The sequence below is a fragment of the Stappia sp. TSB10GB4 genome, from assembly GCF_900185745.1.
Taxonomy (GTDB): Bacteria; Pseudomonadota; Alphaproteobacteria; order Rhizobiales; family Stappiaceae; genus Stappia.
This window is the reverse complement of the sequence record NZ_FYAV01000072.1, coordinates 38,858-52,949: the sequence shown is the minus strand read 5'-3', so window position 1 is coordinate 52,949 and position 14,092 is coordinate 38,858. Positions and strand designations below refer to the sequence as shown.

Below are 14,092 nucleotides of genomic sequence, written 5' to 3'. Positions count from 1 at the left end.
GGGAGGTCGGCGGCCCGGCCACACCCCCGCAACAGCCTGAACTGGATCGATTTCTTGCACTCGCTCCTGCATATGGCCGCACCCGGCATCTTCGTGCTGCTGTGGTCGACCGGTTTCATCGGCTCCAAGCTGGGCGCGCCCTATATCGAGCCCTTCGTCTTCCTGACGATCCGCTTCGCCGCGGTGCTGCCGGTGCTGCTGGCGCTCGCCCTGGTGCTGCGCGCCGACTGGCCGCGCAAAGGGGCCGAGTGGGCGCATTGCTTCTTCGCCGGGGCGCTGATCCACGGCGTCTATCTCGGCGGCATCTTCTATGCCATCGACAACGGCATGCCGGCGGGGATCGCGGCGCTGGTGCTGGGCCTGCAGCCGCTGCTCACCGCGCTGCTGGCCGGGCCGATGCTGGGCGAGAGCGTGGCGCCGCGCCACTGGCTCGGGCTGGCGGTCGGCGCGCTCGGCCTGCTGCTGGTGGTCGGCCCGCGCATCGGCGTCGATGCCTCGGGGCTGACGGTCGAAAACGCGCTGGTCTGTCTGGTGGCGGTGGCCGGCATCGCCTTCGGCACGGTCTATCAGAAGCGCTTCGCCGGCGGCGTCGACCTGATGCCCGGCACCTTGGTGCAGTATTTCGGCGCGCTCGCCGTGGTGATGCCGCTGTCGATGCTGGAAAGCTGGGAGATCACCTGGTCGGGCGAGCTGATCATCGCCATGACCTGGCTGGTGCTGGTGCTGTCGATCGGCGCGATCCTGCTCCTGATGGTGCTGATCAAGGGCGGCAGCGCGGCGCGGGTGGCAAGCCTGTTCTACCTGGTGCCGGTGGCGACCGCCGTGGAGAGCTACCTGCTGTTCGGCGAGACGCTGTCGCTGCTGCAGGTGGCGGGCGCGGCGCTGGTGGTGGGGGCGCTCCTGATCATCCGCGAGCGGCGGATCGGCACGCGGCGCACGCCGGCGTGAGGCCGGTTGTTGCCGTCACGCGCCGGCGAGCTTGCGGGCGCGGCGGCGCAGGATCGCGGCGTTGAGCTCGCCGCCGAAGACGAAGCACAGCGACATCAGGTAGAGGAAGATCAGCGCGGTCATGGCGCCGGCAAGGCCGGCATAGGTCGAGACATAATTGGCGAAGCCGGCGAGCCAGGCGCCGAAGGCCATGCCCGAGGCGAGCCACAGGAGCAGCGTGGCGGCGACGCCCGGCAAAAGGTCCAGCAACCGGCGGCGGCCGGCCGGCAGCACCGCATGGGCGAAGAACAGGCCGCTCAGCGTCAGCACCGTGGCGATGAGATAGCGCGACAGGTTGAGCCGGGCGGTGAACGGCTCGAGCAGCGGCGCCTGGGCCAGCACGGCGCGCCAGACCAGCGGCGCGAAGACGATCAGCAGGGCGAAGCTGATCAGCACGAAGGTGCCGAACAGCACCAGGAGCAGCGACTGGGCGCGCAGATAGAGGAAATTGCGGGTCTCGCCGACACCATAGGCGCGGTTCAGCGCCACGCGCAGGGCCTCGACGCCGTTGGAGGCGAACCACAGGGCGGCAATGATGCCGAAGGTGAGGATGTCGCCGCGCGGCTGGGTCAGCACCACATGGATCTCGCGGGCGATCGGCCGGGCGACCTGTTCCGGCCAGGCGTCGAACAGCAGGGTGGCGATGCGGTCGGCCATGTCCGACATACCGAGGAAGCCGGTGAGCGCGGCGACGAAGATCAGGAACGGGAACAGCGCCAGCAGCGAGGACAGGGCGACATGGCTCGCCAGCGCGAAGCCGTCGTCGCTCGTCATGTGCATGACGGCGTCGTAGATCGTCGCGACGGTGGCGCGGATGGCCTGCAGCACACTCATTCCTCGCTTTTGGGCGAGGCGGCGCCCAGGGTCAAGCCATGGCCGGGCAGTTCATGCCGCAGTGCGAAATCCATGAAATAAAATTGCTTTTCCCCTCCTTCAAAAGAAGCATTGCTTCGCGGGTTCGCCGCGATATTGTTTGCGCTGCAACATCGCACGGCCGGCGCGGGATGCGACGGGGAACGGCGGGAAACGACAATGGAGAGGAATGAATGTCCCTGGCGAGCGAATTCGGTCACGAGGCACGGGAAACGCGGCTTGCGGCGCTGACGGGCGCGGCGGTGGAGACGCTGGGCCGCCTGCTCGATGCGGCGGCGGCAAGCGTGCGCGCCCGCGTGGTCTCGGCCGAGGGGCGGCTGTCGGCGGAAAAGCTGGAGGCCGAGCAGCGCGCCACCCACGGGCTCGCCTGGCTCGCGACCTATGTGGAGGCGCTGCGCCAGCTCGCCGCCTATGCCGGGCGGCTGGAGGAGGCGGGCAGCTTCGGCGAGACCGAGGAGCTGCTGGTGCGTCTCGCCTTCGCCGAATATCTGGCGCAGGTCTTCGGCGGCATTCCGATGAACCAGGGCGAGATGGTGCGGCTCGCCGATCTCGGGCTCGGGGCGGAGGCGGCCGCCTCCTTCCGCAGCGCAGCGGTGGAGGAGCTGATCGCCGGCGGCAACACGCCGGCGCTGCGGGCGCGGCTCGCCGAGCTGATCCGCCAGCAGGAGGGCAACTCGATCTTCGGCGCCTCGGGGCTCGAGGACACCTACGAGCAGGTGCGCGAGGAAATGCGCCGCTTCGCCGCCGACAAGGTGGTGCCGCATGCGCATGAGTGGCACCTGAAGAACGCCTATATCCCGCTGGAGGTGATCGAGGAGATGGCCGGGCTCGGCGTCTTCGGCCTGACGATCCCGGAAGAGTTCGGCGGGCTGGGGCTCGGCAAGGAGAGCATGTGCGTCGTCTCCGAGGAGCTGAGCCGGGCCTATATCGGCGTCGGCTCGCTCGGCACCCGCTCGGAGATCGCCGCCGAGCTGATCCTGTGCGGCGGCACCGAGGTGCAGAAGCAGACCTGGCTGCCGCAGATCGCCTCCGGCGAGGTGCTGCCGACGGCCGTCTTCACCGAGCCGAACACCGGCTCCGACCTTGCCTCGCTGAAGACCCGCGCGGTGCGCGAGGGCGAGGTGTGGAAGATCTATGGCAACAAGACCTGGATCACCCATCCGGTGCGCGCCGACGTCATGACGCTGCTCGCCCGCACCGATCCGTCGGAGCCGGGCTACAAGGGCCTGTCGATGTTCCTGGCGCAGAAGCCGCGCGGCACCGACGCCGACCCGTTCCCGGCGCCGGGCATGTCGGGCGGCGAGATCGAGGTGCTCGGCTATCGCGGCATGAAGGAATACGAGATCGCCTTCGACGGGTTCGAGGTGGCGCAGGAGAACCTGTTAGGGGGCGTGCCGGGCCAGGGCTTCAAGCAGTTGATGCAGACCTTCGAGGGCGCGCGCATCCAGACGGCGGCGCGGGCGCTCGGCGTCGCCCAGGCGGCGCTCGACCTGGGGCTGCGCTACGCGCAGGAGCGGGTGCAGTTCGGCAAGCCGCTGATCGCCTTCCCGCGCGTCTCCGACAAGCTGGCGATGATGGCGGCGGAACTGATGGCGGCGCGCCAGCTCACCTATTTCTCGGCCTTCGAGAAGGATTCGGGCCGGCGCTGCGACCTGGAGGCGGGGATGGCGAAGCTGCTCGGCGCACGCGTCGCCTGGGCGGCGGCGGACAATGCGCTGCAGATCCACGGCGGCAACGGCTTCGCGCTGGAATACGCGATCAGCCGGGTGCTGTGCGACGCCCGCATTCTCAACATCTTCGAGGGCGCGGCGGAAATCCAGGCGCAGGTGATCGCCCGCAGGGTGCTGGAGGAGCGCGGCTGAGGGGGAGCGTCAGGCGGAGCTGTCGGCGGCGGCATCGGGGGTGAGCGCGCGCAGGGTGGCGACCTCCTCCGGATGCCGCTCAAGCAGCCGCAGGGCCGAGGCGATGCCGCGGCTGACGAGAACCTCGCCGGATTCGTATTTCTGGAAGGCCCTCGGCCCGCCACCGATGACGAGGCCGGCATCGCGCTGGGACAGGCGCAGCTTGCGGCGGATCGCGCGAACCTCGTCCGGCGTAAGCAGGTGCTCGGCCTCCGCCTTCAGGCGGTTCAACTCGCGATCGGAGACCTTCATGTCTTCGCCGGAATGGATGCCGTCCTCCACCCCGTCCGCGTACCAGCCCGGCATGTCGAAGCTGCGCGAGAGGCCCTTGTAGGAAATCGTCACCTGGCGCAGACCGCGCGCCATCGGCTTTCCGGTTTCCGGGCAGGTGAGAGGTTCCATCTCACTTCTCCTTGAACGACAGCAACAGGAACTGGGTGACGATCCCGACCGTGACCTTCACATAGACCAGGCCTGCCGGACTGCGGCCGTGATAGACATCCTGCCAGACTGTGTGGTTGTGGTGGGACGTCATCGACTTGTAGAAATCGCCCGGCCGAAGCCCCTGGATCACGTCGACGATCTCTTGCCGTCCCATGCCGAGGGCCGCGGCACCCCTCAAGGCTGTTGTGGTGGCCACCAGCCGGTCGGGCCGGTCGAAGGCACCCTGAATGGCAGGGAGATCGTAGGCGGGTCTCCGCTTCTCCATTAGATATGACACCATAATGGTGTTTTTCAAGATGCATGATGGTCTCCCCGGCTCTCTGCAGCCGGAGGGTACCGTTATGACTGCGGCGATACAATCAAAGGGTGTTCTTGATTGTGGGTGCGTCTCGCGTGGAGCGAGCCTCACCCTTCACACCTCACCCCATGGCGACGACCAGCCAGAGCGAGATCCACGGCACGCCGACGAGCAGGGCGAGGCGGAAGATGTCGGCGATCCAGAAGGGCGTGACGCCCCGGAAGATCGTGGTCAGGCTGACGTCTTCCAGCACGCTGCGCAGCACGAAGACATTGAGCCCGACAGGCGGGGTGATCAGGCTGATCTCGGTCACCACGACGACGACGATGGCGAACCAGATCAGCACCAGTTCGGGATCGGCGAGCAGGCCCGAACCGAAGTCCAGCGTCGTCACCAGCGGATAGAAGACCGGCACGGTGATGAGGATCATCGACAGGCTTTCCAGCACGCAGCCGAGCAGGATGTAGATCGCGACGATCGCCAGGATCACCAGCCAGGGGCTGACCTCGAGATCCGACACGAAATCGGACAGGGCGTCGGGAAGGCCGGCGAAATTCACGAAGTTGGTGAAGATGTCGGCGCCGATGATCAGGGCGAAGATCATCGCGGTGGCGCGGGTGCTCTCGCCGATCGCCTGGCCGAGGGCGCGCCAGCCGAGCCGGCCGAACAGGGCCGAGAGCGGCAGGGCGGCGCCGGCGCCGATGCCGGCGGCCTCGGTCGGGGTGAAGAAGCCGCCATAGATGCCGACCATGATGATGGCGAACAGCACGACGAGGGCGAGGACGCCGAGCGCGTCGCGCCGGGTCAGCGGCTCGGCCTCGGTTGCCGGCGGGGCGAGCTCGGGATTGCGCCACACGGCAAGCTGCACGGCGGCGAGATAGAACAGCAGGCCGACAATGCCCGGCACCACGCCGGCGATGAACAGCTTACCGATGTCGGACTCGGTCAGCAGCCCGTAGATGATCAGGATCACCGAGGGCGGAATGAGGATGCCGAGCGTGCCGCCGGCGGCGATGGAGCCGGCGGCGAGGCTGTCGGCATAGCCGAAGCGGCGCATGGAGGGCATCGCCACCCGCGACATGGTGGCGGCGGTGGCGAGCGAGGAGCCGCAGACCGCAGAGAAGCCGCCGCAGGCGATGACCGAGGCCATGGCGAGGCCGCCGCGCATATGCGCGGTCGCATGGTTGGCGACCGCATAGAGGCCGTGCGCGACGCCGGAGCGGGCCAGCACATTGCCCATGAAGATGAACAGCGGCACCACGGAGAGCGAATAGGCAAGGCCGGCGTCGAAGACCAGCGTGCCGGTCATGGCAAGGCTGGCGTCGAGACCGCGCATTGAGGCAAAGCCGGCAATGCCGACCAGCGCCATGGCGAAGGCCACCGGCATCTTCAGGAAGATGAGGACAAGCAGGACGGCGAAGCCGATCAGCGATTCCGTCATGTCGGATCCCGTCGGGAGACGAGCGGGCGAAGCGCCCGCAAGACGGCGGCAAGGCAGGCAAGCCCGCAGGCCGCGGCAGCAAGGAAGGCGACCGGCGCCAGCGGCAGGGACAGCGAATCGCTGACCCCGCCATCCTGGGCGAGCCGCTGTCCGTGCAGGACCAGCCGCCAGGAGAAGACGGCAAGGACCAGGGCCACCAGCAGGCCGGCGACCGGCTGGACGGCGCGGGTGATGCGCCCGCCCGCGACCATGTCCATCAGGTCGACCTCGACATGCTCGCCGCGGCTCGTCGTCACCGGCAGCGCCAGGAAGACGAGCGAGGCGAGAAAGATCTCGGTCAGCTCGTAGGCGCCGGCGAGAGGCGCGTTGAACCAGTAGCGGGCGACCACGTCGATGCAGGTGACGAGGGTGAGGGCGAGAAGCAGCGCGCCGGAGGCCGCGGAGAGCAGCAGCTCCAGGGCATGAGCGAAGGGCCGGCGCGGCGGCCGGCCCTCTTTGTCCGCTGTCGGCGTCATAACCCTTGCGTCCTGCCGGCTCAGAAGGAGACGCCGGTCTCGGCGCGCAGCTCGGCCAGAGCGGCGGCGCCGTCGAAGCCCTGCGCCTTGACCGCCTCGGCCCAGGCGGCCTCGTGCTTGGCCGCTTTCTCGCGAATGGCGGCGACGACCGCTGCGTTCGCCTCGTGCACCTCGATCTTGGTCTGCGCGACCAGTTCCGCGCCGCCGGCATCGGCCGCATCCCACACCGCGCCGGCCTTTTCGGCGAAGGCGGCGCCGGAGAGCTGCTCGATCGCGGCCTTGTCGGCGTCGGAGATCCCGTCCCACTTGGCCTGGTTCATGACCAGGAACCAGGAGGTGTTGTAGATGCCGCCGGGAACCGTCAGCGTGTGCGAGAGGTGATCGGCGAGGCGGAAGGCCTTCAGCGCCTCCATCGGGAAGGTGACGCCGTCGATGACGCCGCGCGACAGCTTCTCGTAGACCTCGCCCGGGCCCATGAACTGGGTGACGACGCCGAGGTCCCGCATCAGGTCGGCGATGTAGCCGCCCGGCGTGCGCAGCTTGAGGCCGGCGAAGTCCTCCGGCTTTTCGATCTTGCGCTGGTTGTTGTGGACCATGCCGGGGCCGTGGGCGAAGACGGAGAGCAGCTTGACGCCCTCGTGCTCTCCGGCCGCATCCAGCGTGCCGGCATAGACCTTCCAATAGGCCCTGGAGACGGTGACCGCGTCGTTGCCGAGGAAGGAGAACTGGCCGATGCGCGAGCGCAGGAACCGGTCGTCCTGGGTGAAGGAATGCAGGCCGTAGGTGATGTCGGCGACGCCGTCGCGGGCCATGTCGTAATGGGCCGGCGGGGCGCCCAGGGGCTTCGCCAGCACGCGCACCTTGACCCGGCCCTCCGTCGCCTTCTCGACCTCCTCGGCCCAGGGCTTCATGGCGTTCTCGACCAGCGGGTGCTTGGGCGGCAGCCAGGACGACATGACCAGAGTGGTGTCGGCGCGGGCACCGGCAAGGCCGGCAAGGAGCCCGCAGGCGAGCGCGGCAAGGCCGAACCCGGCGGATTTCACCGTGAAGCGCATTGTTTCCTCCCGTTTCCCGGCCGGGGGAACGTCGCCGCGACCGGTTATTAGTTTCGTTTGCAACTTTTCAGGAAAGGCCGGGCGCGTCAAGAGGGCGCAGGCGCTCGCCTGGCGGCGCCTAAGCGCCCGGCGGCGGCAGTGCGGTGGAGACCCAGCGGGAGACGAGCCGGTCGAAAAGGGCGGCCTGCTCCTCGGCCTGCGGAATGGCGCCGATGCTGAAGCCGACGATCATGTGGTAGAAAAAGGCCAGAACCCCCTGGGCCAGAAGCACGGGCTCGGCACCGGCCGCAAGGCGGCCGGAGGCCTGCAGCAAACTGGCCGCCTCGACGACGGCCTCCTCCAGCCGGTAGCAGACGTCGAGAAACTGGCGGGTCCAGGGAGCGTCCTTGAGCGTCGACTGGACGAGATAGAGCCGGGCGAATTCCGGGTCGGCGCGATAGAGCGCCAGCCAGGGATGCAGGAGGCCGGCGAGGAAGGCGGCCGGATCATCCGTCGGTCCCCGGTCGATCTGCGCCCGCATCGCCTCGGCGAGCGCGTCGAGGCTGCCGATGCGCACCGCGATCAGCAGGTTGGCCTTGTCGTTGAAATGCGCGAAGACGGTCGCCTTGGCAACGCCGGCGCGCTCGGCCACCGCATCGACACTGGTCTCCTCGTAGCCTTGCGCATCGAAGAGATCGCGCGCCGCGACAAGGATCTTGTCGCGGGTCTCGCGGGTGCGCTTCTGCGGGCGTCCGACCATTCCAGTCCTTCTCTCTCGATGGGGCTCTCTTGCGAGGCGGTTTGGCGCTGCCCGCGCGGGCCGCGTGAATTTATTTATTGACCGAGGTCAAAAAATGAGTCATCAAAAAATGACCGCGGTCAATTATGCATGGATACACGCGAAACCGGAGAGAGACAATGCCGAAACGCATTCTGGTCCTGGATGGACATCCCGGCCCCGACAGCCTGTGCGGGGCGCTGGCCGCCGCCTATGCGGAAGGGGCCATCCGCGCCGGGCACGATGTGGCGCTGCTGCGCCTGTCCGACATGACGTTCGATCCCGACATGGGGGCGGGCTTTGGCGCCGACAAGCCGCTGGAGCCGTGCCTCGCCGAGGTGCAGGACAAGATCGCCTGGTGCGAGCACCTGGTCATCGTCCATCCGATGTGGTGGGGATTGATGCCGGCCAAGCTCAAGGGGCTGCTCGACCGGGTGCTGCTGCCGGGCTTCGCCTTCCGCTACACGTCCGGCCAGATGCTGCCGGACAAGCTGTTGCAGGGACGGACGGCGGAGGTGCTGGTGACCGCGGACTCGCCCCGCTGGTATCTCTACCTGATCGAGCGGGTGCCGGGATACCGGGTGATGAAATCGCAGATCCTCGGGCTTTGCGGCTTCAAGGGCATCCGCTTCCGCACTTTCGCGCCGGTGCAGGGGTCGAACGAGGCCAAGCGAAAGGGATGGATCGAGAGGGCGGGGCACTACGGCGCGGCTGCCTGAACGATACGGCGCGGCCGGTCCGCCGGGAGCCGGATGCCTCAGAACCGGTCTTCGGCGAACCAGCCGAAGACCGTCAGGTCGAGCGTCGTCTGGGCGATGCGCTCGCGATTGGTCATCAGGATCTGGCCGCCCCGGCGCTGGTAGAAGCGCACCGCCTCCTCGTTGTCCTTGAGCACGCGGATGGCGAGGCCATCGAGGCGGGCGCGGGTCAGCGCGGCGCGGGTGGCGGTGAACAACTCGCTGCCGAAGCCGAGGCCCTGGTGGTCCGGGCGGATATAGAGCTCGTAGATCTCGCCCTCGAAGGGCAGTTCGCGCATCCGGCTGCGGCCCCAGGTGGCATAGCCGGCCGGCACGCCGGCGACCTGGAGAATCTGGATCTGGACGCCGCGCGACAGGGCGGTGCGCCACCATTTCGGCCCGCGCCGGGAAATCATCCGCTCCAGTTCGAGCCCGTCGATGATGCCGCGATAGGTCGCCCGCCAGGCATCCTCATGGATGAGGGCGAGCGCTTCGGCATCGTCGTGGCGCGCTGGGCGCAGGGCTGTCAGACCGATACTCATGGAGACATGATAGCGCCCTTCGCCGGCCGACAAAAGCCGTTGCGCGCAGCGCCGCGCCCGGCGGGGCGGGAGAGCTGGAAAATGCGGAAGAGCCGTGGGGAGAAACGGAAAAGGGCCGGCGCTGAGCCGGCCCTTCCGGTTGCAGTTCGGCCCTTGCGGGCCGGGGAACGCCTGAGACAAAACCCCGGGGGGCTGGGGGGCTGTTGCGTACCGAAGCCTTGTCGTCAGTCCCTCATGCAACGATGCCAATTTCGCCGGCCAAGATGGCGCCGTATGGGCTGCAATGGGGCGAAACTATGAAATCGACAGGGGGGGTAAAAACTCCTGGGGCCGCGCCGGAGCCGCCTGAAATAGTGATTTTTTCCAAGGGCTTGCCGGAGGGGCGGTCTGGCCGGGGCGCCAGCGGGCGAAGCGCGGCGCCCGGCCCTCGCTGCCCGGGACTTGCCAAAGGCGGAAGCAGGGGCTCATCATGACGGATCGATGACGGGACCCCGAGCCAGGCGGGAGGCGCGATGAGCGAGTTCGAAGAAGAGGCATCCCGGTTCGGGGCGGACCTGGAGGCAATCTCCGGCTTCGCCCCTGCGCAAGGGACGGCCAGCCCCCCGGCGCTGGTCACCTTTCACCGCCGGGAGCTCGACCTGATCCTGCGGGTCTATGGCCACCGGGTGGCCTCCGGCGAGTGGCGCGACTATGCCATCGACCATCTGAAGGACCGGGCGGTGTTTTCCGTGTTTCGCCGCAGCTCCGAAATGCCGCTGTTCCGCATCGAGAAAGTGCCGCGCAACGCCCGGCGCCAGGGCGCCTATGCGGTGGTCGGCACCGGCGGGGTGATCTTGAAACGCGGCGGCGATCTCGCCCAGGTGCTCAAGGTCTTCGAGAAGAAGCGTCACCTCAGCCTGGTGTGAGGCCGCAAGGCAGGGGCTGCTCGCCGCCCGGCGCAAAAGCGGAGGCCGGGCGAGCCGACCCCAATCGATCAGCAAAAAGCGGAGGCCGGGCAGGCCGACCCCCCTTTGAGGCAAAAAGCGGAGGCCGGGCGAGCCGACCCCCCTTTGAGGCAAAAAGCGGAGGTCGGGCAGGCCGACCTCCGCAAGGCAGTGCCGCGGGAATGCAGGCACGGAACCGGGAGCCCCGCAGGGGCTCGTCAGAATTTGTAGCCCATGCGCGCGGCCAAAGCGTGCGAGCGGGCGCGGGCCCGGTACTCGCCCGAGTAGGTGAGGGCGCCGGACAGGCGGCCCTCCATCGCGTCGACCTGCAGGCCGGCCGACAGACGGGCGATGTCGCGGCCGACACGGGTGCCGGTGGCGGTGACCGGCGCGCCGAGCATGGTGGCGGTGCGGGTGTCGCCGAGCGAGCCGAGGGCGCGGGCATAGGCGACATCGACCACCGGCGTCAGCGTCGCCGCCGCACCGAGCGGCAGGGCGGGCGCGGCAACGCGCAGACCGGCGCCGGCATCGAACTGGCTGCGGTTCGCCGACGGTGCCGAGAGGGCGAAGACGCCGGCCCCGGTCTCGTTCGACGCGCCCAGCCACTGATGCACGAGGCGGGTCTGCAGGTAGGGCTGGATGGTGGTGCCGACGGTCGCGAAGGTCATGCCGATGCGGGCATTCGACCAGGCGCCGATATCGACCGACTTGCTGGAGCCGGTGAAGGGCACGGCACCGCCGGCGCCGGCGATCGAGTTGCGGGTGCGGCGCGAGTCGAAGCGGCTGAGGCCGCCGGCCGCGTCGGCGAAGAAGCCGCCGGCCGAATAGCTGCCATAGGCGACCGCATGCAGCGCATTGGCGCGGGCGGTGTTGCCGCCGCCCTGGCTGTTGCCGGAGGTGAAGCCGACACCGAAACCGCCGCCGATGCCATTGCCGAGGGTGACGTCGATACCGGAGAGCATGCCGCCGGTGCGGCTGATGCTGCCGGGGGTGGCGCCGTGGGAGGAGATGCTGGAGTAGCTGCCGAGCATGGAGCCCCACAGCCGGTAGCCGGCATCGGCCGTCGGCGCGCCGCCATGGGTGGAGACGCTGACCGTGCCCGGGGTCGCCTTGCCGGAGCCATGCGCAGCGGCAAGGTCGGCGATGGTGCCGGCGATCTGCGACATGGTCGCGGCCTGCGCCATCTGCGACTGGGTGAAGACCGAGGCGGTGGCGCCGTCGCGGGTCGAGGTCAGGTTGTCAAGGTCGAGCAGACCCCAGCCGTATTCGGCGTCGATGCCGGCTTCGCCGACGTCGCGGGCGGTCGCCAGGACCAGTTGCGCCAGGTCGGAGGCGGAGGCGTTGGGGAACATCTCGCGGGCGATCGCCAGCGCGCCGGTGACATGGGGCGCCGCCATCGAGGTGCCGGACAAGCGGACATAGCCGCCAGTGTTGGAGGTCGAGTAGATGCCGTCGGCATCCTGGTCGTCGCCGCCGCCGGGCGCGGACAGGCACCAGGCCATGGCGACGCCGCAGCGGTTGGAGTAATCGGCGAGAGTGCCGTCGCGGCCGACGGCGGCGACCGCCAGCCAGTTCGCCCGCAGCTCGGGGAAGAGGTGGGGCAGGGCCGGCTCATAGGCCGCGCCGGGCAGGCCGTCATTGCCGTTGGCGAAGACCATCACCGCGCCTTCGGCGGCGGCGCGGCGGAAGGCGGCGAGCATCAGCGGATTGTCGTTCTCGAAATGCGACCGTACGCCCTCGAGGGCGGGTCCGTCGGCCGGCATCATCCCGTCGCTGCCCCACGAGTTGTTGAAGAACTCGATGCCGTTGTCGAGGCCGTAGCCGATGACGGCGGCGACGGCGCTGTCGAGCAGCGCGGCGTCGATGCTGCCGTCGTCCCTGGCGATCTGCAGCGAGGTGACCCGCGCGCCCGGCGCGACGCCCATCATGCCCTCGCCATTGGCGAGCGCGGCGATGGTGCCGGCGACATGGGTGCCATGGCCTTCGCCGTCCGTGGTCGTCGGCGCCAGGGTGTAGCCGTTGATCGACAGGCCGCTGAGATTGCCTTCGAGATCCGGATGGCCGGAGATGATGCCGGAATCGACGACGCCGACATTGACGCCGCGGCCGATATAGCCGCGCTCATGGGCGATGCGCGCGCCGGTCATGATCAGGCCCCACTGGGCGTCGTACTCGTCGGCCTGCGCGGCCGGGACGGCGAGGCACAGGGCAAGGGAGAACAGCGGCAGGCGGGAGATGGCGGCCCGGCGGGCGCCGGCAAGTCTTCTGGTAACGCTCGACATTGGATCCGTTCGACCTGAACTGGGGGGAAGATGAATGACCGCAGATAACCCCGCCGCGCCGCGCCGCGTCAATCCGGTTCGGCGCGAAAAGGCGAAGGATTCCGCGAGGAAGCCGAAGAAATGGACGCAGTGGCGGCGGCGGCGGACGCTCTGCAAACCGCCACCGGCTTTCGCCCGCTCCCTGTCCGCTCCCCGCCCGGCACCCGCCCGGCACCCGTCCGGCACTCGCTCGGCACTGGGCAAAAGTCGTTGCCGACGCCCTCGCAAACGAAACGGGCGCGGCTTTCGCCGCGCCCGTCGATGTCCGCTTGTGCCTGAGGATGCGCGATTATTCGCGGTTGCCGAACAGTTGCAGCAGCATCAGGAACAGGTTGATGAAGTCCAGATACAGGCGCAGGGCACCCATGATCGACTTCTTCTTGGCAACCTCGGAGCCGTCGCCCGCGTAGTACATTTCCTTGATCTGCTGGGTGTCGTAGGCGGTGAGGCCCGCGAAGACCAGCACGCCGATCACCGACACGGCGAACTGCAGCGCCGAGGAGGCCAGGAAGATGTTGACCAGCGAGGCGATGATGATGCCGATCAGGCCCATGAACAGGAACGAGCCCCAGCCGGACAGGTCCTTCTTCGTGGTGTAGCCGTAAAGGCTCAGCGCGCCGAAGGAGGCGGCGGTGATGAAGAACACCCGCGCGATCGAGCCGCCCGTGTAGACGAGGAAGATCGTCGACAGCGACAGACCCATCGCCGCCGCGTAGATCCAGAAGGTCGTCTGAGCGGTGGAGGCGCTCATCGACTGGATGCGGAAGCTGAGGAAGAACACCATGGCCAGCGGCGCGAGCATCACCACCCACTTCAGCGGGCTGAGATAGATCGCCTGGCCGAACGGGGTCAGCGCCATGCCGCCGGCGGTCTGGTCGATGGCGAAATACACGGTCGCCAGCGCGGCAAGGCCGGTGATGGCGAGGCCGAGGGCCATGTAGTTGTAGACGCCCAGCATGTAGGCGCGCAGGCCCTCATCATAGACGCCGGCCTGTGCGTGTGCGCCGGCCGCAGCGTACCTCGTGTTGGAATTGCGGTCGAAGGTCGACATCGAAATCCTCTCTATCCGTTGAAACGGTTGCCCTTTTTGAGGGCGGTCCCCCGGCCGCGCCGGACGCCTCGCGGCCCCTTTGCGCAACCTCGTGAAGTCATGCAAGCGCCGCTGTTCGCGCCGCTCGCACGCACGTCCCCCCGAATATGGGCACAAGCCGCCGTCCCCACAAGGCATAATCGGCCCGGCCGACATTACCGTTCTGTCATTATTCCGGCAGAGGGTTACCCGCCGCGCAGGCGCGGTC

At 68.4% G+C, this 14,092-nt stretch carries 14 protein-coding genes; 4 read left to right on the top strand and 10 right to left on the bottom strand.

The features are described from left to right. Positions 1-54: 54 nt before the first annotated feature. The gene (locus tag TSB10GB4_RS20870) at positions 55-948 is read left to right on the top strand and encodes a DMT family transporter (protein WP_244570990.1); all 894 of its coding nucleotides are present in this window, start codon (positions 55-57) and stop codon (positions 946-948) included. A 15-nt stretch (positions 949-963) separates the two neighbouring features. Here TSB10GB4_RS20870 and TSB10GB4_RS20865 read toward each other — a convergent pair whose 3' ends face one another. Continuing rightward, on the bottom strand, positions 964-1,821 hold the full coding sequence (locus TSB10GB4_RS20865) for a YihY/virulence factor BrkB family protein (protein WP_186397298.1): 858 nt from the start codon (positions 1,819-1,821) through the stop codon (positions 964-966). Positions 1,822-2,033: 212 nt separating this feature from the next. Between TSB10GB4_RS20865 and TSB10GB4_RS20860 the strand changes: the two genes are divergently transcribed. Then, positions 2,034-3,722 carry an acyl-CoA dehydrogenase family protein gene (locus TSB10GB4_RS20860; protein WP_186397297.1) on the top strand — a complete coding sequence of 563 codons (1,689 nt, stop codon included), beginning with the start codon at positions 2,034-2,036 and terminating at the stop codon, positions 3,720-3,722. 9 nt (positions 3,723-3,731) lie between these two features. Here TSB10GB4_RS20860 and TSB10GB4_RS20855 read toward each other — a convergent pair whose 3' ends face one another. The 6 genes from TSB10GB4_RS20855 to TSB10GB4_RS20830 all read right to left on the bottom strand — a co-directional run bounded on the left by TSB10GB4_RS20855 (position 3,732) and on the right by TSB10GB4_RS20830 (position 8,253). Further along, positions 3,732-4,163 (bottom strand): type II toxin-antitoxin system MqsA family antitoxin, encoded by a 432-nt coding sequence (locus tag TSB10GB4_RS20855; protein WP_186397296.1) that lies wholly within the window; start codon positions 4,161-4,163, stop codon positions 3,732-3,734. A 1-nt stretch (position 4,164) separates the two neighbouring features. After that, the gene (locus tag TSB10GB4_RS20850) at positions 4,165-4,470 is read right to left on the bottom strand and encodes a type II toxin-antitoxin system MqsR family toxin (RefSeq protein ID WP_186397318.1); all 306 of its coding nucleotides are present in this window, start codon (positions 4,468-4,470) and stop codon (positions 4,165-4,167) included. A gap of 154 nt (positions 4,471-4,624) precedes the next feature. Further along, positions 4,625-5,944 carry a TRAP transporter large permease gene (locus tag TSB10GB4_RS20845; RefSeq protein ID WP_186397295.1) on the bottom strand — a complete coding sequence of 440 codons (1,320 nt, stop codon included), beginning with the start codon at positions 5,942-5,944 and terminating at the stop codon, positions 4,625-4,627. Next, positions 5,941-6,459, bottom strand: coding sequence for a TRAP transporter small permease (locus tag TSB10GB4_RS20840; protein ID WP_186397294.1), 519 nt, complete (start codon positions 6,457-6,459; stop codon positions 5,941-5,943). The genes TSB10GB4_RS20845 and TSB10GB4_RS20840 overlap by 4 nt, the downstream gene beginning before the upstream one ends. Before the next feature lie 20 nt (positions 6,460-6,479). Beyond that, positions 6,480-7,514 (bottom strand): TRAP transporter substrate-binding protein, encoded by a 1,035-nt coding sequence (locus TSB10GB4_RS20835; RefSeq protein WP_186397293.1) that lies wholly within the window; start codon positions 7,512-7,514, stop codon positions 6,480-6,482. A gap of 118 nt (positions 7,515-7,632) precedes the next feature. Further along, positions 7,633-8,253 (bottom strand): TetR/AcrR family transcriptional regulator, encoded by a 621-nt coding sequence (locus tag TSB10GB4_RS20830; RefSeq protein ID WP_186397292.1) that lies wholly within the window; start codon positions 8,251-8,253, stop codon positions 7,633-7,635. 158 nt (positions 8,254-8,411) lie between these two features. Between TSB10GB4_RS20830 and TSB10GB4_RS20825 the strand changes: the two genes are divergently transcribed. After that, positions 8,412-8,990 carry an NAD(P)H-dependent oxidoreductase gene (locus tag TSB10GB4_RS20825; protein ID WP_186397291.1) on the top strand — a complete coding sequence of 193 codons (579 nt, stop codon included), beginning with the start codon at positions 8,412-8,414 and terminating at the stop codon, positions 8,988-8,990. Positions 8,991-9,028: 38 nt separating this feature from the next. Here TSB10GB4_RS20825 and TSB10GB4_RS20820 read toward each other — a convergent pair whose 3' ends face one another. After that, the gene (locus TSB10GB4_RS20820) at positions 9,029-9,550 is read right to left on the bottom strand and encodes a GNAT family N-acetyltransferase (RefSeq protein WP_186385926.1); all 522 of its coding nucleotides are present in this window, start codon (positions 9,548-9,550) and stop codon (positions 9,029-9,031) included. A gap of 512 nt (positions 9,551-10,062) precedes the next feature. Here TSB10GB4_RS20820 and TSB10GB4_RS20815 point away from each other — a divergent pair. Beyond that, entirely contained in the window at positions 10,063-10,455 is a 393-nt protein-coding gene (locus TSB10GB4_RS20815) for a DUF2794 domain-containing protein (protein WP_186385925.1), read from the top strand. Positions 10,456-10,691: 236 nt separating this feature from the next. On the opposite strand, the gene TSB10GB4_RS20810 is transcribed toward TSB10GB4_RS20815, so the two are convergent. Both TSB10GB4_RS20810 and TSB10GB4_RS20805 read right to left on the bottom strand, forming a co-directional pair. Next, on the bottom strand, positions 10,692-12,755 hold the full coding sequence (locus TSB10GB4_RS20810) for a S8 family serine peptidase (protein WP_186397290.1): 2,064 nt from the start codon (positions 12,753-12,755) through the stop codon (positions 10,692-10,694). Positions 12,756-13,083: 328 nt separating this feature from the next. Next, complete coding sequence (locus TSB10GB4_RS20805) at positions 13,084-13,845, bottom strand: Bax inhibitor-1/YccA family protein (protein ID WP_186385923.1); 762 nt, start codon at positions 13,843-13,845, stop codon at positions 13,084-13,086. Positions 13,846-14,092: the final 247 nt, after the last annotated feature.